Consider the following 17548-nt stretch of genomic DNA (forward strand, 5'->3'; position numbering starts at 1 on the left):
GCCGGTGGCAATCAAATAGTGGCTGATTTCAGTGTAGGCGTGCTGTGAGCAGGTTATCAGGTAATTTTCCTGCTGAATAATATAACATTATTTAAATCACTTGTAACAGTTTTATTCTAATTGCGCGTCGCGGCCAGTGCCAGCTGGCCTGCACCGACCATCCCGCGTGCAGCTGCTGAGCATCAAGAAAGTCCGGGCATGAAAAAACCCGGCCGGGGCCGGGTTTCGGGCTGCAGCCTGATGCTCTCAGTGTTGCAGGATCTTGGACAGGAACTGGCGAGCACGTTCGGAGCGGGCATTGATATCGCCGAAGAAGGCGTCCTTGTCGCAGTCCTCCACGATGGCACCCTTGTCCATGAAGATGACACGATGCGCCACACGGCGGGCAAAGCCCATTTCGTGGGTGACGCACATCATGGTCATGCCTTCCTGGGCCAGCTCGGTCATCACATCCAGCACTTCGTTGATCATTTCCGGGTCCAGCGCGCTGGTCGGTTCGTCAAACAGCATGGCAATCGGGTCCATCGCCAGCGCACGGGCAATGGCCACGCGCTGCTGCTGACCACCGGACAACTGGCCGGGGAATTTGTGCGCATGGGCTTTCAGGCCAACGCGATCCAGCAGCTTCAGGCCCTTGTCGCGTGCTTCTTCCTGGCTGCGACCCAGTACCTTGACCTGGGCAATGGCCAGGTTCTCGGTAATGGACAAATGCGGGAACAGCTCGAAGTGCTGGAACACCATGCCGACGCGGCTGCGCAGCTTGGGCAGATCGGTTTTCGGGTCGCCTACCGAGATACCGTCGACAATGATTTCACCCTTCTGGAAGGGCTCCAGCGCATTGACGCACTTGATAAGGGTCGACTTACCGGAACCGGACGGGCCGCACACCACCACCACCTCGCCTTTTTTCACGCCAGTGGTGCAATCGGTCAGCACCTGGAAATCGCCATACCACTTGCTTACATTGTTGATGCTAATCATCGCGCTCATACCGCCAACCTTTTTTGCAGACGCTTCACGCATTGCGACGCGCCAAAACTGATCACGAAGTATACCGCTCCGGCAAACAGCAGGAATTCATGCGGCAAACCCACGATATCGCCCTTGGAACGGGCGGTGTTGAGAAAGTCCATCAAGCCTACCGCATACACCAGCGAGGTGTCCTGAAACAGAATGATACTTTGCTGCAACAGCAGCGGCATCATTTTGCGAAAGGCCTGCGGCAGGATCACCAGCCGCATGGCCTGGCTGTACGTCATGCCCAGTGCGTAGGCGGCATTGATCTGCCCGCGCGAAATGGACTGGATGCCGGCGCGGACGATTTCGGAGAAATATGCCGCCTCGAACATCACGAAGGCCACCAGGCAGGAGGTGAATGCACCGACTGGGGTCAAATCGCCGGTGATCCAGCTGAGCACCATGGGCACGACCAGGTAGAACCAGGAAATGACCAGCAGCAGGGGGATGGAACGGAAGTAATTGACGTACCACTTGGCCAGCCGTGACAGCAGCAGGTTGTCCGACAGACGCGCCAGTGCCAGCAGGGTACCCAATACCACCCCGCCGCCCACGGCCATCACCAGCAGTTTGAGCGTCAACGCCATGCCGTCGGCCAGGCCGGGCAGGGCGGGGATGATCTGACTGAAATCGAGGGCCATTATTTGCTACCTCCCATCATGCCGGGAATGCGTACCCGCTTTTCCACCCAGGCCATGAAGCCCATCAGGCTCATATTGAGGACAAAGTAGATCAGCGTTGCCAGGGTGAAGGCTTCGAAGATGTTGGCGGAAAACTCGGCGGTCTGCTTGGTTTGCGCCAAGAGCTCCATCAGCCCGATCAGGGACGCCACCGAGGAGTTCTTGAAAATGTTCAGGAACTCGCTGGTGAGCGGCGGGATGATCACGCGGAAAGCCTGCGGCAGCAGCACGAAGCGGTAAGCCTGTGCCGTGGTGAAACCCATGGCCAGCGCAGCATTGTTCTGGCCGCGCGACAGGGCCTGAATGCCGGTGCGCACCTGTTCGCACACCCGGGCTGCGGTAAACAGCCCCAGGCACACCACCACCGACAGGTAGGCGGAACTTGCCGGGCTGATGCCCTGCTTGAACCACATTTCCAGCGGCGTGGGCAGCAAGTCCGGCACCAGGAAGTACCAGATGAACAGCTGCACCAGCAGCGGTACGTTGCGGAACAGTTCGACATAGGCGGTGGCAATGGCGGGCAACAGCTTGCCCGGCAAGGTGCGCATTACGCCCAGTACCGAACCAAGTGCGAGGGCGATGATCCAGCCGGCCAGCGCCACAGCGATGGTCCAGCCCAGACCGGAGACAAACCAGTTCAGGTAGATTTCGCTGCCGACACCGGTGGACTTGAAGAAAATGCCCCAGTCCCAGTGGTAATTCATGTTTTTCTCCTGATGCAAGCAGACGCAAGCGCCCGCTGCCAACAGCAGCGTGCCTCCCGTTCACGGGAAACACGGGCAGTTGGATGAAGTCCCTGCCTGCCATTGGGCAGACAGCAAAGGCAGATGCACCGCCGCCTCCCGTGTTGCCGTTATAGCTGTTGGCACGATGGGAAAACAGGCAGGCAGCAATTGAGCCGGCATCTGCCGGCTCATCATCTGCACTACAGGAAGGAATCGCTTATTCGGCGGCCTTGTCGGTCGGCTTGGCGATCAGTTCCTTCACCACTTCGGACATCGGGAAATTCAGGTTCAGGCCCTTGGGCGGAACCGGGCTGGTGAACCACTTGGCGTAGATCTTGTTCACTTCGCCGGACTTGTAGGTGGCCTTGATGGCATCGTCCACTACCTTCTTGAAGGCAGCGTCGTCTTTGCGCAGCATGCAGCCGTAGATTTCGAAGGACTGCGGCTTGCCGGTCACCACCCAGTTGGCGGGGTTCTTGGCCTTGGCCATTTCACCGTACAGCAGGGCGTCGTCCATCATGAAGGCAACGGCACGGCCGGATTCCAGCATCAGGAAGGATTCACCATGGTCCTTGGCGGAGATGATGTTCATGCCCAGTTGCTTGTCGGCATTCATGGCCTTGAGCAGACGCTCGGAGGTGGTACCGGCGGTGGTGACCACGTTCTTGCCCTTGAGGTCGGCAAAGTCTTTCACGCCCGAAGTCTTGGCGGTGAGCAGACGGGTGCCGATTTCAAAAATGCCTACCGAGAAGGCTACTTGCTTCTGGCGTTCCACGTTATTGGTGGTGGAACCACATTCCAGATCGACAGTACCGTTTTGTACCAGCGGAATACGGGTTTGCGAGGTCACCAGATTGTATTTGACCTGCAGGTTCGGCATTTTCAGCTCTTTCTTCACTTCTTCGACAACCTTGTTGGCCAGGTCTACCGAGTAGCCAATGGGCTTCTGGTTATTGTCGTAGTAGGAGAAAGGAATGGATGCGTCACGGTTGCCCAGCACGATGACACCGGTTTCCTTGATTTTCTTCAGGGTGCCGGTCAGTTCGGCAGCCATGGCCGGGGTGCTGGCCAGAGCGGCCAGGGTTGCTGCGCAAATGAGACGGGTGCAAAGCTTCATAATCAGTTTCTCCTGGGGTCCTTGATCGATTCACTGCCCTCAGCCTGAAGGCCGCAGGCACTGCTGTTATAGGCTGGATTATCCAGCGGCAGGAATACGCTTGTGACTGGCGGGTACTTGCGGCAAACCCCCGTTTGCCATCCCGTCAGCCCGTCACGGGCCTCCTGCTTACAGTCACCGCCTCTTGCAATGGGCGGCTCTCCCTGTATTTATCCCCCCGTATTGGTCGGGGGTGAAAAGTTTGCGATTCTGCTGCCAGTGGCCGACAGAATGCAAGTGGCACTGCAACAAGGGCTGCTTGCAGCAGCCCTTGTGTCAACTTGTTGCGACAGTTCAGCCAGACAGCCGGTTCGCCATCCGGACAAAATCTTCCACGCTCAGGTTTTCCGGCCGTAGGCCCGGGTCTATGCCCAGCGCTTCGAAATCGGCCAGTTCCAGCACGCCCTTGAGATTGTTGCGCAAGGTCTTGCGACGTTGGGAGAAGGCCTTGGTGACCAGTTCTTCCAGCTGCTGCTCGTCCTTGGCCACACCACAACGGCCCGGTGCCGGAATCATGCGTACCACGGCGGAGTCCACCTTCGGCGGCGGCCAGAAGGCATCCGGTGGGACATTCAGCACCAGTTCCATTTCAAAGCGGTACTGCAGCATCACCGTCAGGCGGCCAAAATCTGCCGTTGAAGGTTCGGCCAGCATGCGGTCCACCACCTCTTTTTGCAACATGAAATGCATGTCGGTGACACGCTGGCCAAAGCTGGCCAGGTGAAACAGCAGCGGGGTGGAGATGTTGTAGGGCAGGTTGCCGACAATCTTGAACGCGCCATCGGTAATGGAGCCGAAGTCAAACTTGAGCGCATCGCCTTCGTGGATGGTCAGGCGTTCCGGCGGGAATTCCTTCTTCAGCCGGGCAATGATGTCGCGGTCGATTTCTGCCACATGCAGATGGGGCAGGCGGTCCAGCAGCGGCTTGGTGATGGCCCCCAGGCCGGGGCCGATTTCGATGACCACATCGTCCGGCTGCGGATTGACCGAATGCACGATGTTTTCAATCACGCTGGCGTCTTGCAGGAAGTTCTGGCCAAAGCGTTTGCGGGGAATATGTTGGCTCATGGAAGCTCTTGATAAGTAATGGCGGAATTGTAAACCCTCAGGAGCGGCCAGCGCCAACCTCTTGCTTCTACTCAGACCAAGGCCACCACGCCCCAGGCCAGCACCAGATAACGCGCAGCCTTGCCCACGGTCAGCCACAACAGGCTGGCAAGCCAGGGCAAACGCAACCAGCCGGCCGCCAGCGGCAGGGCGTCTCCGATGACCGGAGCCCAGGACAGCACCAGCACGGCGGGGCCAAAGCGGGCAAACCAGCGCTCCAGTCTTGGTGACAGTTCCTTGCGCGGGGCGCGATAGCCCAGCCACAGGCTGGTGGCGCTGCCTGCGGTATTGGCCAGGGTGGCCAGCAATAGTGCAGGCCATAGCCAGTCCGGCCATTTGTACAGAAAGGCAGCCAGTACCACTTCGGAATTGCCGGGCAGGATGGTGGCGGATGTAAACGCGGAAACCACCAGTCCGCCCAGGGCCAGCCAGACAGCCTGCATCAGATGTCCAGTTCCAGATCCGGCTCGCCACAAGCCTCGGCAATGGCGGTTTTCAGTGTGCTGAAAAATTCGGCACCGTCACGGGTAGCCAGCCACTGGCCGTCCTTGAAGGCAAAGTGATAACCGCCGCTTTTGGCGGCAATCCACAATTCCTGATTGGCCGCATGACGGTTCACTACGATCTTGCCGCCGTCGTCGAACTCGATTTCCAGCACATTGCCATTGGTGACAAAGTCGGCATCCAGCCCGGCGTCGTCAATGGCATCTTCGATACGGCTGAAAATGTGGTCGGTCACATCCAGAAATTCGCTTTCGTTCATGTCGTCTCTTCCTTGAATTGCGGTGTGCTAGACTGCCGATTTTGCCACATCGGACTACATTTCATGCTGCGAACCCTGTTTACCTGTGTTGCGCTGAGTCTTGTCGTGACTGCCTGCGGCTACAAGGGCAACCTGTTTCTTCCGAAACAACAGACCGGCCATGCCCAGGCATCCGCCCCGGCTGCACAAGCGCGCACGGCACCGTAATACCCGGCTTTGCAGTTTTTTACCTGGCGGCCTGCCTGTACCGGCAAAGCCGCCGCTAGACTGCATGGCCGTTGAAACCGGCTTAGCCGATTGCTTGCTATCCTTAGCAGACAAGCTGATTTGTTCAGCACAGGAAGACCTCTAGAATGGGCTGCCCGAAGGACGAAAATCTGCCATGACCCGTTTTGCCCGCCATCTGGAACACCACACCATCGTCAACCCGTTTCCCGGCATCGTGAAACTGGAAACGGCCTTGGGCCACCGTATCAAGACCCGTATCGGCTCCAATGAAAGCCTGCCGGACCCGGTATCGCCGCTGGCCGGAGAGCTGGGCAAGGCGCTGGCGGAAATGGCCAGACTGTATCCGGACCCGTACGCACATGCCTTGCGCGAACGCGCGGCAAAACTCAATGGCGTGAGCCCGGATGAGGTACTGTTCGATACCGGTGCTGACAGCCTGATCCTTTTGGCGCTGCGGCTGACCTGTAATCCGGGTGATGCCGTGGTCACCACTGCGGGTACTTATCCCACCTTCCGCTACTTTGCCGAAGGGGTGGGGGCACGGGTGCTGGAGGTACCGTATTGCCAGCGCGGCCAGCACTTGCAGCCCGACCTGGCACGACTGGCGGAAGTCGCCCGTGCCGAGCATGCCTCGGTACTGTATCTGGCCAATCCGGACAACCCCACCGGCCACTACTGGCAGGCGGAAGACATCCGTACCCTGCGGGCTGCCCTGCCGCCCCACACCCTGCTGCTGCTGGATGAGGCTTATGTCGACTTCTGTACCGATGCCGCCGATGCACCGCCCGCGGGCATCCTGCCGCATACGCTGCGCCTGCGCACCCTGTCCAAGGCCTATGCGCTGGCCGGCCTGCGGGTAGGCTTTGCCATTGCCAGTGCCGACATCATTGCCAAGGCCGACCAGATCCGCCCGCAATACGCGCTGTCCAGCATTGCCCAGGCGGCCGCCCAGATCGTGCTGGATGACCCGGACTATGCCCGCAAGCTGGTGGCACAAACCATCACCCTGCGCCATCACCTCAGCCATGCGCTGTACGACCAAGGCCTGACACCACTGCCGTCGCACACCAATTTTGTTTGCGTGGCCTACCCGGATACCTTGCAGGCCGAGGCCATCCAGCGCCATCTGCTGCAAAGCGGGGTGGCCATCCACCGCCCGCAACACCCGGCGGTGCGCCACATGCTGCGCATCACCGCCCATCCGCAGGCTACCAGTGCGCGGGTACTGGCCGCGCTGGCCGGTCAGCTGGACTAATACCGGCAATACCGCACACCTTGTCTTGTCAGCCCACAGCCACCGCCAGCCGGTGGCTTTTTTGTGCCCAGACCCATACAGGGTGCGCGGCATCCCATCGCTGTCTTCTAGCCAGTTTCATCGTCCGGCTGTGGAACCTTGGTGCCTGCAAGCTATCCATCCACACATCATAAATATTCCAGCAGGAGCACACCCATGCCGTTTACCGCGGAGGAACGCCAGCAACTGCTTGCACTCAAGGGTGTTGGCCCGACAGTCATCGCTCGCCTGGAACAGATCGGCTTCAGCAGTCTGAGTCAGCTGGCGAACCAGGACGCCTCCGACATCACCTGGCAAGTAGCGCAAGCACTTGGCTCCAGTTGCTGGCATAACAGCCCGCAAGCACGGCAGGCCATCACCAGCATCATCACACTGGCGCGGGAACAGCTTCGCGCCAATTCCGGAAAGGAAGCAGAATGAAATTTGCCTACACCATTGTTTATGTGGCGGATGTCGCCGGTTCACTGACATTTTTTGAAACGGCATTCGGCTTCTCGCGGCGCTTTCTCAGCCCGGAAGGCGACTATGGTGAGCTGGATACCGGCGACACCACTCTGTCCTTTGCCAGCCAGGCGCTGGCGCTGAGTAATCATCCCGCAGGCTTTCGCTTTGCCGATGAGGGTGCGCTGCCACTGGGGGTAGAAATCGCCCTGGCAACGGATGATGTCGCGGCTGCACATCAGGCCGCACTGGCAGCCGGTACCTGCGAACTGGCGGCACCACAGATCAAACCCTGGGGCCAGACGGTGTCTTTCCTGCGCTGTCCGGACGGCATGCTGCTGGAGTTGTGCAGCCCGTTGGCACACTGACAAGGCCCCTGCAAACATCTGCTGTACTTCCGCCACATGCTGCATTGCGACAAGAACCGTGCAGTCGCTGCCGGTAAAAATACTTCGGATAAAGAGATGGAACTTGAAACCGGGCTGGCTTTGACGGATTCTCCCTGTCTATATTGACAACTCGGGGTCGAGATGGCGGAGAAATGGCATGAATCTAGAAGATGCCCTACTGCTGCATTTTGAAATGAAACTGCAATTGCGCATGGCCATGCTGGAAGGCAGACAGCTGGACTGCGCGCAGATTGCAGATGACTGCGGCTGCGAACTGGGGCGCTGGCTACAGGAAGAAGGGCGGGTTAACTGCTGTCAGTATGCAGCCTACCAGCAACTGGTGGAGAACCACCGCGAATTCCATCGGGAAGCGGCACGGGTGGCGGAACTCATCAATCGGGGAGAGTTTGCGGCCGCCAGCGAAGCACTGGCGGTCGGGCCATCACACTACAGCCGCTTGTCGTCTGCAGTGGGCAGCGGCATTGCCGAACTGCGCAAGCGACTGTTCCAGCAATTCAGCCACTAACACAGTGTGGCTGGCTCAGAAGCGGCGCGCTTGCGGGCCAGGCAGTTCGATGATTTTCCAGCCTTCATTACGCTCATCGAAAAAGTGGATGACGGAGTCCACCGAAACCGTCTGGATGCGGTCGTTATAACGCAATTCGTTAGGATGATCGTCAAATGCCACATTGGCCTTGAACATGCGGCCACCCAGCCGGGTCATGGGGCCGATATTCATTTCACTTGGCTGATATCCGTTCAGCTTCAGCCACATCTGCGCCTGCTCACGACTACTGATACGTGTTTCGGTGGTGGAAGCCGCTGCCAGCGTTTCCAGTACCCAGGTATTGGAATTTTCGTAGCGCGTGGAGAAGGGGTAGGCCACCATGTTGTAACGAGGCGTGTGCAGGGCGCGCAAGGGGCGGCCGGCCTGCAGCTTCGGCAACAAACGGTCAACTACTGCCGGCGGCGGTATCAGCAGCACGGCATCGAAGCGGTACATATCATCCAGGAAGAAATTGCCCAGACCCTCGTACCACAAGTCGGAGCGATCGGTTCCACAGTCGTTCAGCAAATGCGCCACACGCCAGCGCCCGCCGCTTTCCGGGCGGAACATGATGCCAAAATGCGTATAGCGCAGGCCGTATTTGGACAAATCCTGCCCCATGCGCCCCACCACCACCACATTGCTGCCCGTTTCATTCAGCTTGGTCTGCAATTGTTCGGCAGTTTGCATGGCCAGCCGGAAGGTTTCCGGGGTCAGCGGTTTTTCTTCACAGGCCTGGCCGGCATGGGCCAGCAAAGGCAGACAGAACGCTGCGGCCTGCAGCCATTTCCAGCAAGTTTCACGACGGGACACGGCTATGCTCCAGCAGGGTTTCACCCAGTTTGTTGGGGATAAAGGCCAGCACCTTGCCAGACACCACCAGCAGGGTACCGCTGGCGGTAGCGGTTACTTGCACCGCGCTGCCAATGGCCGCACCGGAAGCCTTGACCGTGCTGCGCGACAATTCCACCGATAGTTTGGCCCCACCCTGCACCGATTCGAGCAGCAGCTTGATGACATCGCCCGAGCCTTCAACCAGGCCAACAATCACATAGCCACTACCTGTCACCGCCAGCACCGGCCCCAGGGCAGACTCCCCGCGTCCGGTGGCACTAGCGGCGATACTGGCTGCCGGAGCGACCACTACCGACACGGCACCGACCGAAATTTTCTCGGACGCGGTATTGGCCAGCGAATCAGCCAGGGCTGATCCGGCCAATGCCGCCAACACGCTGGCAAGCAATAATCTACTCAACATTTTATTATTCCAAATAGATACGAATCTGGATATTCACATAGGATGTTGAGCCAAACAAGCATCAGCTGCCTTGTAACAATGCCAGTAGTGCCTCGCCATCCAATCTGGCTGCCAGGTCGCCGCCTTCCAGCAGGCTGTCGGCCAATGCACGCTTTTCCGCATGCAGCGCGACGATTTTTTCTTCGATGGTGTTTTCCGCCACCAGCCGGTACACCGTCACCGGCCGCTGCTGGCCCATGCGGTAGGCACGGTCGCTGGCCTGGTCTTCCACCGCCGGGTTCCACCACGGGTCCAGATGAATCACATAGTCGGCTGCGGTCAGGTTCAGCCCGGTGCCGCCGGCTTTCAGGCTGATCAGAAACACCTCGCCCTCACCAGCCTGGAAGGCATCCATGCGCGCCTTGCGCTGCTTGCCCGGCGTCGCACCGTCCAGATACTGGTAGGCAATACCTTGTTCATCCAGCCATTGCCGCGCCAGTGCCAGATGATCGACAAACTGGCTGAACACCAGCGCCTTGTGGCCGTTGTCCAGCAGCTCGCTCATCAGCTGGCAGAAGAAGGCAAACTTGCTGGCGGGCAGGGCGGTGTCCGGCTGCAACAGCGCCGGGTGACAGCAGAAGCGGCGCAAGCGGGTCAGCTCGGCCAGCACCTGCATGGTCTTCTTGTCCTGGCTGTCCACCTCGGCCAGCGTTTGAAGCGCCTGCTGACGCATGGCTTCGTACACATGCACTTCCTGCTCGGACAGGGCAATGCGGCGGGTGATATCGGTGCGCGGCGGCAGCTCGGTCAGCACTTCGGCTTTGGTGCGGCGTAACAGATAAGGCTGAATCATGGCCTTAAGCGTGGTGCGGGCCTGTTCATCGCCCTCCGCAATCGGCTGGGCAAAGCGCTGCTGGAAGCGCTCCTCATTGCCCAGCAAACCGGGCGTGATGAAGCGGAACAGGCTCCACAACTCACCCAGATGGTTTTCCACCGGCGTACCGCTGGCGGCCAGGCGGAAATCCGCCCGCAAGCCTTGTGCCGCCTGCGCACGCTTGGTAGCGGCATTCTTGATGGCCTGCGCCTCGTCCAGCACCACGCTGGCCCAGTGCACCTCGGCAAAGTCGTCCGCCTGCAATTGCAGCAGGCCATAACTGGCAATCACCAGATCCTGCGGCCCGACTGTGGATAAGTCGCGCTGCTGTTGATAAGGGCGCAAGTGGAGGCTGGGGGCGAAGCGGGCGGCCTCAGCCAGCCAGTTGAGTGCTACCGAGGTGGGGGCAACCACCAGTTGCGGGCCCAGATGTGCGCGGGCAAGCAGCAGCGCCAGCGTCTGCACCGTTTTGCCCAGCCCCATGTCGTCGGCCAGGCAGGCCCCGGCACCGATATGCGCCAGCCGCGACAGCCAGGCAAAGCCTTGCAGCTGATAAGGCCGCAAGCTGGCTTGCAGCGTGGCGGGGACGCTTGGTTCAAAGGTGCGCAGGCTATCCCAGCCTTGTTGCAGCTGCTGCCAGCCGGCATCACCGTCGAACTGGCCGATGTCCTCACTCAGCACTGCCAGCAGCGGGGCGGCCAGCAGGCTGAGGCGCAATCCGTCGGCAATGGCGTGATCGGCCAGCCGGACCAATTGCTGCAACTTGGCATGCAGGCTGTCGGACAGCACCAGCCAGTCCTGCTCGGACAGGCGCAGGTACTGTCCGGGCTGATGGGCCAGCGCTTCCAGCAACTGGCGCAGTTGCAGCACCCGGTCTTCATCCACCTGCACCTCGCCCGTCACTTCCAGCCAGCCGTTCTTACGTTTGGTTTTCAGCCGCAGCTGGGGCAAGCCGGCCTGGGCCTGAATGCGCATGCGCTGGCCTTGCGGCCAGACACATTCCAGCCGCTGCGGGGCTATGGCCTGCAACTGCTGTACCACTTGCAAGGCCTGTTGCTGATTGGCCAGCAGCCATTGAAGTACGCCATCCGGGTCGGGCCGGGCGGCCGCCAGCGCCGGACAATCGTCCAGCAAGGCCGCCAGCGCCTGTTTTTCCTCGCTCAACTGACGTTGGAAACGTAGCGCCTGGCCCTGATACAAGGCCACCTGCTGCCATGGCCCGCGCCCCGGCGGATACCAGGCAGCCTGCTCCGCCACCCGGCAGCGCAGTTGCAGGCGCAAGCCTTCCGGCAGCGGGGTGAGGACGGCAAACAAGCGCGGGTCGGCCGGCATGGCGGGCAGGTCGGCACCATCATCGGCCTCCACCAGTTCCACCGGCAGCCACGGGACCATATCGCCAATGGCTTCCAGCAGCTTCTTGCGCGCGGCCACGGGCACGCTCAAGCGGTGACCGAGCAAGGCAGCCAGCTGGCGGATTTCCGCCCCCGGCCAGTACACCAGCAGGCTGTTCGGCCCGCTGCGCTGCCACAGGCAATGCTGGCAGGCGGCAATGCCGGGCGGGCTCAGTTGCAGCACCATCTGCTGTTGCTGGCGCTGCAGCAACAGGCTGATCTGGCCTGCTTCCAGCGTGACCGGCTGATCGGGCTGTTCTTCCCAGAACAGCGCCGGGTGGCCCAGCAGCAAGGGCAGGGCGGCTTCGCCCTCCAGCTCGGCCAGGCTGCTGCCGTCAGACAGCTGGTGGGTACGCTCAAGCTGGCGGATCACCAAGCGGTCCTGCGTGCTCAGCCAGTCCCACTGCCCGGCCTGATCCAGCAAGCGCCCCAGCGGCAACACGCGGCCACGGCTCCAGCCAGCGCCTTCCAGCTGCTGGATGCAGGGGGTGAGGCGGATACCGGCTTCATTGGCCAGAATGCGCCAGGCCAGGCGCTGCGAGGTGGTGGTTTGCATTGGCAGGGACAGGAAAATTCAGCGGGCTATTGTGCCTCAAGCCTGCTGTTGAGGGCAGATCTACCAGGTGGCAACAGCAAACAAAAACCGCCCGACAAAAGTGGGCGGTTTTCTTGCGGGCGGCCAGGCAGATGCAGCCCGTGCACTTGTACCGTGCACTCAGATGCGTGCCAGTGCGCGGCGGGCGGCGGCGATGGTCTGCTCGATGATTTCGTCGGTATGGGCGATGGAGACAAAACCGGCTTCGTAGGCCGACGGGGCCAGGTACACGCCTTCGTCCAGCATGGCGTGGAAGAAGCGGTTGAAGCGTGCGCGGTCAGACGCAGTCACCTGGGCATAGCTGGTGGGTACGGCATCGCAGAAGTAGATGCCGAACATGCCACCCACGCTATCAGTCACCATGCTGACACCAGCCTCTTTGGCGGCTGCGGCTAGGCCTTCGGCCAGACGGGCGGTGCGGCGGCTGAGGGTGGCGTGGAAGCCCGGTTCCTGAATCAGCTTCAGCGTGGTAAGACCGGCAGCCACGGCCACCGGGTTACCGGACAGGGTACCTGCCTGATACACATTACCCAGCGGCGAGATGCAGCCCATGATGTCGGCACGGCCACCGAACGCGGCCAGCGGCATGCCGCCGCCAATCACTTTGCCCAGCGTGGTGAGGTCCGGCTTGACGCCATGCAGCGCCTGGGCGCAGCCCAGATCCACGCGGAAACCGGTCATCACTTCGTCGTAGATCAGCACCGTGCCGTGTTTTTCGGTCAGCGCGCGCAGGGTTTGCACAAATGCTGCCGACGGCTTGATCAGGTTCATGTTGCCGGCAATCGGCTCCAGGATAACGCAGGCGATCTGCTCGCCGATTTCCTTGAACGTGCGTTCCAGCTGCTCGACATTGTTGTACTCCAGCACCAGGGTGTGCTTGGTGAAGTCGGCCGGTACGCCACCGGAAGAAGGGTTACCAAAGGTCAGCAGACCGGAACCGGCTTTCACCAGCAGGCTGTCGGAGTGGCCGTGGTAACAGCCTTCAAACTTGACGATGGCGTCACGGCCGGTAAAGCCACGCGCCAGACGGATGGCGCTCATGGTGGCTTCAGTGCCGGAGGACACCAGACGTACTTGTTCTACCGAGGGCAGCAGCTTGCAGATTTCCTCGGCAATCTCGATTTCCGCTTCGGTGGGCGCGCCAAAGGACAGGCCGTCTACCGCGACATCCTGCACCGCCTTGATCACGGTGGGGTGGGCGTGGCCAACAATGGCCGGGCCCCAGGAGCCGATGTAGTCGATGTACTGCTTGTCGTCGGCATCCCAGAAGTGTGCGCCCAGCGCCTTTTTCACAAAGCGCGGCGTGCCGCCCACCGAGCCGAAGGCGCGTACCGGAGAATTGACACCACCGGGGATGGTTTTCTTGCCACGTTCAAACAGTTCGAGATTGCGGGACATGCGGTTTCCTTATGACGGGTAGGGCGCAAACCGGTCTGGTTTGCAGCCTGAATCGGGTTTGCCAGTGGCACAAGGCGTGCGCCCTGCGGTATCCATGCTGGCGAAAGCGTTATTTTTCCACAGCCGGGCTGGCCAGTGTTGGCATTTCAGCGTTGCGGCCAGCTGGTGTAGGGCTGCTTGGACAGATAGGCATTGGTATAACGCCCATCTTCGGTGACTTCCACGCCCACCCAGTCCGGCTTGGCAAACGGGGTGTCTTCGGCCGGCAGTTCGATTTCCGCCAATACCAGCCCGGCGTTTTCACCGAAGAACTCGTCCACTTCCCACACAAAGCCGCCAAATTCGATGCGGTGGCGCAGCTTGTCCACCACCATCGGGCACATGGCGTCCATGATGGTTTGGGCATCGGCCAGCGGAATGGTGTATTCGAATTCGTGGCGGCTGATCTCGCTGATATTGCCCTTGAGAGTGAGCCAGGCCTGATCGCCCACAATGCGTACCCGTACGGTGCGTTCCTTTTCTACCGACAGATAACCCTGACGGTATTGCACGCCCTCGGCCAAGCCGCGCCAGCCATCATTGGCAATGACAAAACGGCGTTCGATTTCCAGTCCCATACTTGTTTTCCTGTTGCGGGCGCATGGCCCGGCTCATGGTGAGCCAAATAAATTCAGAAGGGTTTGACCACCACCAGGATGACCACGGCACACAGCGCCAGCACCGGAATTTCATTGAAATAGCGGTACCACACATGGCTGTGGCGATTGGCCCCGGCAACAAAGTCGCGGTACAGCTTGCCGCAGTACAGGTGATAGGCAATCAGCAGCGCCACCAGGGTGAGCTTGGCATGCAGCCAGCCACCGCCAATGCCGAAGCCCTGCCACAAGGCCATGCCCAGTGCCAGCGCCAGTACCGCCAGCGGGGTCATGAAGCGGTACAGCTTGCGCGCCATCAGCAGCAGACGGTCGTATTCTGCCCCCGGCGCAGCCATGGCCAGGTTGACGAAAATGCGCGGCAGGTAGAACAGCCCGGCAAACCACGAGGTAACAAAAATGATGTGAAAAGCCTTAAGATACAGGTAAGCCAATTCAGACTCCATTCAGGCGATTGCCGGTTGCTGTTTCACGTGAAACAGCATGCTCAACCGCGTTTTGCTTGTAGATACAAGGGCATCACTTGCGGGATATGCGCCTGCAAATCGCTGATGCGTGTCGGTCCCGAAGGATGGGTGGAGAGGAATTCCGGCCCGCTGCCGCCACCGGCGCTCATCATCTTGTTCCACACATTCACCGCCGCATTGGGGTTGTAACCGGCGCGTGCCATCAGCTCCAGGCCGATGATGTCGGCTTCGGATTCCATGGTGCGGCTATGCGGCTTGCTCAGGGTGACATCCGTCACCATGCCCGCCAGGTTGAGCTGGCTCTGGTTCAGCCCGGCCAGCGAACCCACTACCGACAAGCCCATCTGCTGGGCATAGGCCTGGCTCAGGGTTTCCCGGCTGTGCTCGCGTAGCGCGTGGGCGATTTCATGGCCGATGACGGCGGCCATTTCGTCATCCGTCAGCTGCAAGCGTGTCACCAGGCCGGAATACACCATGATCTTGCCACCGGCCATGGCGTAGGCATTCAGCTCCTGCGTCTGCGCCACATTCACTTCCCACTTCCAGCTGGCGGCATCCGGCCGGAACACCGGCGTCTGGGCAATCAGCCGTTGCGCCACCCGTTTTACCCGGGCAGTCAGTACCTTGTCGGTATTGAGCTTGCCGGCGCTACGCGCCTGGCTCACCTGACCGGCATAGGACTTGGCCGATGACTGCTCCACTTCCTGCGCACTCAGCCACATGCTCTGGCTGCGGTTGATGCCCACCACACCGCTATTGGTGGTGTTGACCTGGGCACAGCCAGCCAGTGCCAGCAATAGCGCCGCATGGGAAAAGACTTTTCTGCAAACTTGTTTCATGCCACATTCCTTGCCACGGCATCCGTGCCGTGAGTGCATGCGTGCCGCTGGCTCAGATTTCCACCATTTCGAAATCGTCCTTGCGGGCATCGCAATCGGGACAGGTCCAGTTGGGCGGGACATCTTCCCACGGAGTTCCCGGCGCAATGCCATCTTCCGGCCGCCCGGCTTCCTCGTCGTAGATGAAACCGCAAATCAGACACATCCAGGTGCGCATACGTTTATTCCAAGCTCGGTTAAAATAGGCATTCTAATTGCTGCCGCACGATCTGACCAAAGAGGTTACCGCCTTGTCCACATTGCCCCCACCACCTGCCGTACTCACCCTGGCTGGTTCCGACCCTTCCGGCGGTGCCGGCATCCAGGCCGACATTCTCACCCTGGCCAGCCTGGGTTGCCACCCCTTGTCCGTGATTACCGCCATTACCGTGCAGGACACGGTGGGCGTGGACGACTTCATGGTGCTGGATGCCGACATGGTGAACGACCAGGCCCGCTTCCTGCTGGAAGACATTCCGGTACTGGTGTTCAAGATAGGCATGCTGGGCAGCGTGGAAAACGTGGCCGTGGTAGCCCAGCTGATTGCCGACTATCCGGACGTGCCGGTGGTGCTGGACCCGGTGTTGCGCAGCGGTGGTGGCCACGAACTGGCCGATGACGACCTGATTGCCGCCATGCGCGACTTGCTGATTCCGCAGGTGTCCATCATCACCCCCAACAGCATGGAAGCCCGCCGGCTGGCGATGAACGACCCGGACGAGGACGAGGAACTGAGCCTGGACGAGTGTGCCAAACGGCTGCTGGCCCTGGGCTGCCCGCATGTTTTGATTACCGGCACGCACGAAAATACCAAAGAAGTCATAAACAGTCTGTACAGTCCCAATGGCGTGGTGCGTGCCGACCGCTGGGAGCGCTTGCCGGGCAGCTATCACGGCTCGGGCTGCACACTGGCTTCGGCCATTGCCGGCATGCTGGCCACCGGGCTGATGCTGCCCGAGGCGGTACGTGAAGCACAGGAATATACCTATCAAAGCCTGGTGGCTGGTTTCCGCCCCGGCATGGGCCAATACATCCCGGACCGGATGTTCTGGGCCCGCGAAGAAGAAGGAGCAGAGGGTGACAGTGATTAAGGGCTTGTATGCGGTATCGCCGGAGGCAGAAGACAGCGAGCAATTGCTGGCCAAGGTCAGCCGCGTGCTGGATAACGGCGTGGCCATCCTGCAATACCGCAACAAGAGTGACAACACCGTGCGCCGCCTGCGCCAGGCCAGCTTGCTGGCCAGCCTGTGCAAGAGCCGCCGGGTGCTGTTCCTGATCAACGACGATGTCACCCTGGCACGCGCGGTACAGGCCGATGGCGTGCATCTGGGCAAGACCGATGGCTCGGTGGCGGATGCCCGTGCCGTACTGGGGCCGGATGCCATCATCGGCGTGTCCTGCTACAACGACATCCACCTGGCCGAGCAGGCCGCACGCGACGGTGCCAGCTATGTGGCCTTTGGCGCGGTGTTTCCCTCGCGGACCAAACCGCATGCCGTGGCCGCACCGCTGTCCTTGTTTGCCGAAGCCAAAAAACTGGGCCTGCCGTCGGTCGCCATTGGCGGTATCACCCCGGAAAATGCCGCAGAAGTGGTGGCTGCCGGTGCCAGCGCCATTGCGGTGATTGGCGGCTTGTTTGACGCCCCCGACCCGGCCGCTGCCGCCCGGCAGATGGCGGCCTTGTTCGACTGAAGCCTTTCTCTGCTGT

Annotated in this window: 22 protein-coding genes; 7 read left to right on the forward strand and 15 right to left on the reverse strand. The window is 60.5% G+C overall.

Annotated features, from left to right (window positions below; translation table 11 throughout):
- Positions 1-246 precede the first annotated feature (246 nt).
- The 7 genes from HWX34_RS07315 to cyaY all read right to left on the reverse strand — a co-directional run bounded on the left by HWX34_RS07315 (position 247) and on the right by cyaY (position 5448).
- Positions 247-981 carry an amino acid ABC transporter ATP-binding protein gene (locus tag HWX34_RS07315; RefSeq protein ID WP_110313389.1) on the reverse strand — a complete coding sequence of 245 codons (735 nt, stop codon included), beginning with the start codon at positions 979-981 and terminating at the stop codon, positions 247-249.
- A 5-nt stretch (positions 982-986) separates the two neighbouring features.
- Positions 987-1658, reverse strand: coding sequence for an ABC transporter permease subunit (locus HWX34_RS07320; protein WP_045845901.1), 672 nt, complete (start codon positions 1656-1658; stop codon positions 987-989).
- Positions 1658-2401 (reverse strand): amino acid ABC transporter permease, encoded by a 744-nt coding sequence (locus tag HWX34_RS07325; RefSeq protein WP_178971630.1) that lies wholly within the window; start codon positions 2399-2401, stop codon positions 1658-1660. The genes HWX34_RS07320 and HWX34_RS07325 overlap by 1 nt, the downstream gene beginning before the upstream one ends.
- A gap of 238 nt (positions 2402-2639) precedes the next feature.
- Positions 2640-3539 carry a glutamate/aspartate ABC transporter substrate-binding protein gene (locus tag HWX34_RS07330; protein ID WP_178971631.1) on the reverse strand — a complete coding sequence of 300 codons (900 nt, stop codon included), beginning with the start codon at positions 3537-3539 and terminating at the stop codon, positions 2640-2642.
- Between the two features lie 333 nt (positions 3540-3872).
- A complete protein-coding gene (rsmA, locus tag HWX34_RS07335) occupies positions 3873-4646 on the reverse strand; it encodes a 16S rRNA (adenine(1518)-N(6)/adenine(1519)-N(6))-dimethyltransferase RsmA (protein WP_178971632.1) in 774 nt (257 codons plus the stop codon).
- Positions 4647-4717: 71 nt separating this feature from the next.
- Entirely contained in the window at positions 4718-5128 is a 411-nt protein-coding gene (locus HWX34_RS07340; protein ID WP_178971633.1) for a YqaA family protein, read from the reverse strand.
- Positions 5128-5448: an iron donor protein CyaY gene (cyaY, locus tag HWX34_RS07345; RefSeq protein ID WP_178971634.1), complete on the reverse strand. Its 321-nt coding sequence runs from the start codon at positions 5446-5448 to the stop codon at positions 5128-5130. The genes HWX34_RS07340 and cyaY overlap by 1 nt, the downstream gene beginning before the upstream one ends.
- 63 nt (positions 5449-5511) lie before the next feature.
- On the opposite strand from cyaY, the gene HWX34_RS07350 reads away from it, so the two are divergent.
- The 5 genes from HWX34_RS07350 to HWX34_RS07370 all read left to right on the forward strand — a co-directional run bounded on the left by HWX34_RS07350 (position 5512) and on the right by HWX34_RS07370 (position 8326).
- A complete protein-coding gene (locus tag HWX34_RS07350; protein ID WP_178971635.1) occupies positions 5512-5655 on the forward strand; it encodes a lipoprotein in 144 nt (47 codons plus the stop codon).
- A 175-nt stretch (positions 5656-5830) separates the two neighbouring features.
- The gene (locus tag HWX34_RS07355; RefSeq protein ID WP_178971636.1) at positions 5831-6931 is read left to right on the forward strand and encodes a histidinol-phosphate transaminase; all 1101 of its coding nucleotides are present in this window, start codon (positions 5831-5833) and stop codon (positions 6929-6931) included.
- A 195-nt stretch (positions 6932-7126) separates the two neighbouring features.
- Positions 7127-7390 (forward strand): hypothetical protein, encoded by a 264-nt coding sequence (locus HWX34_RS07360; RefSeq protein ID WP_178971637.1) that lies wholly within the window; start codon positions 7127-7129, stop codon positions 7388-7390.
- The gene (locus HWX34_RS07365; protein WP_178971638.1) at positions 7387-7779 is read left to right on the forward strand and encodes a VOC family protein; all 393 of its coding nucleotides are present in this window, start codon (positions 7387-7389) and stop codon (positions 7777-7779) included. The genes HWX34_RS07360 and HWX34_RS07365 overlap by 4 nt, the downstream gene beginning before the upstream one ends.
- A gap of 178 nt (positions 7780-7957) precedes the next feature.
- Complete coding sequence (locus tag HWX34_RS07370) at positions 7958-8326, forward strand: CZB domain-containing protein (RefSeq protein WP_178971639.1); 369 nt, start codon at positions 7958-7960, stop codon at positions 8324-8326.
- A gap of 15 nt (positions 8327-8341) precedes the next feature.
- On the opposite strand, the gene HWX34_RS07375 is transcribed toward HWX34_RS07370, so the two are convergent.
- The 8 genes from HWX34_RS07375 to HWX34_RS07410 form a co-directional block, all read right to left on the reverse strand.
- The gene (locus HWX34_RS07375; RefSeq protein ID WP_370459685.1) at positions 8342-9160 is read right to left on the reverse strand and encodes a DUF2145 domain-containing protein; all 819 of its coding nucleotides are present in this window, start codon (positions 9158-9160) and stop codon (positions 8342-8344) included.
- On the reverse strand, positions 9147-9605 hold the full coding sequence (locus tag HWX34_RS07380) for a hypothetical protein (RefSeq protein WP_178971640.1): 459 nt from the start codon (positions 9603-9605) through the stop codon (positions 9147-9149). Before HWX34_RS07380 ends, HWX34_RS07375 begins: the two co-directional genes overlap by 14 nt.
- Positions 9606-9666: 61 nt before the next feature.
- Positions 9667-12405, reverse strand: coding sequence for a DEAD/DEAH box helicase (locus HWX34_RS07385; RefSeq protein WP_178971641.1), 2739 nt, complete (start codon positions 12403-12405; stop codon positions 9667-9669).
- Between the two features lie 159 nt (positions 12406-12564).
- Complete coding sequence (hemL, locus tag HWX34_RS07390; RefSeq protein ID WP_178971642.1) at positions 12565-13842, reverse strand: glutamate-1-semialdehyde 2,1-aminomutase; 1278 nt, start codon at positions 13840-13842, stop codon at positions 12565-12567.
- Between the two features lie 146 nt (positions 13843-13988).
- Positions 13989-14459, reverse strand: coding sequence for a CYTH domain-containing protein (locus HWX34_RS07395; RefSeq protein ID WP_178971643.1), 471 nt, complete (start codon positions 14457-14459; stop codon positions 13989-13991).
- Between the two features lie 53 nt (positions 14460-14512).
- Positions 14513-14929, reverse strand: a complete 417-nt coding sequence (locus HWX34_RS07400) for a CopD family protein (RefSeq protein WP_255496612.1) — start codon at positions 14927-14929, stop codon at positions 14513-14515.
- 53 nt (positions 14930-14982) lie between these two features.
- Positions 14983-15801: a M48 family metallopeptidase gene (locus HWX34_RS07405; protein ID WP_178971645.1), complete on the reverse strand. Its 819-nt coding sequence runs from the start codon at positions 15799-15801 to the stop codon at positions 14983-14985.
- A 52-nt stretch (positions 15802-15853) separates the two neighbouring features.
- Complete coding sequence (locus HWX34_RS07410) at positions 15854-16018, reverse strand: rubredoxin (RefSeq protein WP_045845915.1); 165 nt, start codon at positions 16016-16018, stop codon at positions 15854-15856.
- A gap of 73 nt (positions 16019-16091) precedes the next feature.
- On the opposite strand from HWX34_RS07410, the gene HWX34_RS07415 reads away from it, so the two are divergent.
- Together HWX34_RS07415 and thiE are read left to right on the forward strand one after the other, a co-directional pair.
- Positions 16092-16931, forward strand: coding sequence for a hydroxymethylpyrimidine/phosphomethylpyrimidine kinase (locus tag HWX34_RS07415; protein ID WP_045845999.1), 840 nt, complete (start codon positions 16092-16094; stop codon positions 16929-16931).
- On the forward strand, positions 16918-17532 hold the full coding sequence (gene thiE, locus HWX34_RS07420; RefSeq protein WP_178971646.1) for a thiamine phosphate synthase: 615 nt from the start codon (positions 16918-16920) through the stop codon (positions 17530-17532). The genes HWX34_RS07415 and thiE overlap by 14 nt, the downstream gene beginning before the upstream one ends.
- The last annotated feature ends 16 nt before the right edge of the window (positions 17533-17548 follow it).

The sequence above is a fragment of the Aquitalea sp. LB_tupeE genome (genome assembly GCF_013391415.1).
GTDB lineage: Bacteria > Pseudomonadota > Gammaproteobacteria > Burkholderiales > Chromobacteriaceae > Aquitalea.

What these genes read in the sequence shown, in the direction of transcription:
- HWX34_RS07315 (WP_110313389.1), bottom strand. Translation starts at nt 981, where the DNA reads ATGATTAGCATCAACAATGTAAGCAAGTGGTATGGCGATTTCCAGGTG.
- HWX34_RS07320 (WP_045845901.1), bottom strand. Translation starts at nt 1,658, where the DNA reads ATGGCCCTCGATTTCAGTCAGATCATCCCCGCCCTGCCCGGCCTGGCC.
- HWX34_RS07325 (WP_178971630.1), bottom strand. Translation starts at nt 2,401, where the DNA reads ATGAATTACCACTGGGACTGGGGCATTTTCTTCAAGTCCACCGGTGTC.
- HWX34_RS07330 (WP_178971631.1), bottom strand. Translation starts at nt 3,539, where the DNA reads ATGAAGCTTTGCACCCGTCTCATTTGCGCAGCAACCCTGGCCGCTCTG.
- rsmA (WP_178971632.1), bottom strand. Translation starts at nt 4,646, where the DNA reads ATGAGCCAACATATTCCCCGCAAACGCTTTGGCCAGAACTTCCTGCAA.
- HWX34_RS07340 (WP_178971633.1), bottom strand. Translation starts at nt 5,128, where the DNA reads ATGCAGGCTGTCTGGCTGGCCCTGGGCGGACTGGTGGTTTCCGCGTTT.
- cyaY (WP_178971634.1), bottom strand. Translation starts at nt 5,448, where the DNA reads ATGAACGAAAGCGAATTTCTGGATGTGACCGACCACATTTTCAGCCGT.
- HWX34_RS07350 (WP_178971635.1), top strand. Translation starts at nt 5,512, where the DNA reads ATGCTGCGAACCCTGTTTACCTGTGTTGCGCTGAGTCTTGTCGTGACT.
- HWX34_RS07355 (WP_178971636.1), top strand. Translation starts at nt 5,831, where the DNA reads ATGACCCGTTTTGCCCGCCATCTGGAACACCACACCATCGTCAACCCG.
- HWX34_RS07360 (WP_178971637.1), top strand. Translation starts at nt 7,127, where the DNA reads ATGCCGTTTACCGCGGAGGAACGCCAGCAACTGCTTGCACTCAAGGGT.
- HWX34_RS07365 (WP_178971638.1), top strand. Translation starts at nt 7,387, where the DNA reads ATGAAATTTGCCTACACCATTGTTTATGTGGCGGATGTCGCCGGTTCA.
- HWX34_RS07370 (WP_178971639.1), top strand. Translation starts at nt 7,958, where the DNA reads ATGAATCTAGAAGATGCCCTACTGCTGCATTTTGAAATGAAACTGCAA.
- HWX34_RS07380 (WP_178971640.1), bottom strand. Translation starts at nt 9,605, where the DNA reads ATGTTGAGTAGATTATTGCTTGCCAGCGTGTTGGCGGCATTGGCCGGA.
- HWX34_RS07385 (WP_178971641.1), bottom strand. Translation starts at nt 12,405, where the DNA reads ATGCAAACCACCACCTCGCAGCGCCTGGCCTGGCGCATTCTGGCCAAT.
- hemL (WP_178971642.1), bottom strand. Translation starts at nt 13,842, where the DNA reads ATGTCCCGCAATCTCGAACTGTTTGAACGTGGCAAGAAAACCATCCCC.
- HWX34_RS07395 (WP_178971643.1), bottom strand. Translation starts at nt 14,459, where the DNA reads ATGGGACTGGAAATCGAACGCCGTTTTGTCATTGCCAATGATGGCTGG.
- HWX34_RS07405 (WP_178971645.1), bottom strand. Translation starts at nt 15,801, where the DNA reads ATGAAACAAGTTTGCAGAAAAGTCTTTTCCCATGCGGCGCTATTGCTG.
- HWX34_RS07410 (WP_045845915.1), bottom strand. Translation starts at nt 16,018, where the DNA reads ATGCGCACCTGGATGTGTCTGATTTGCGGTTTCATCTACGACGAGGAA.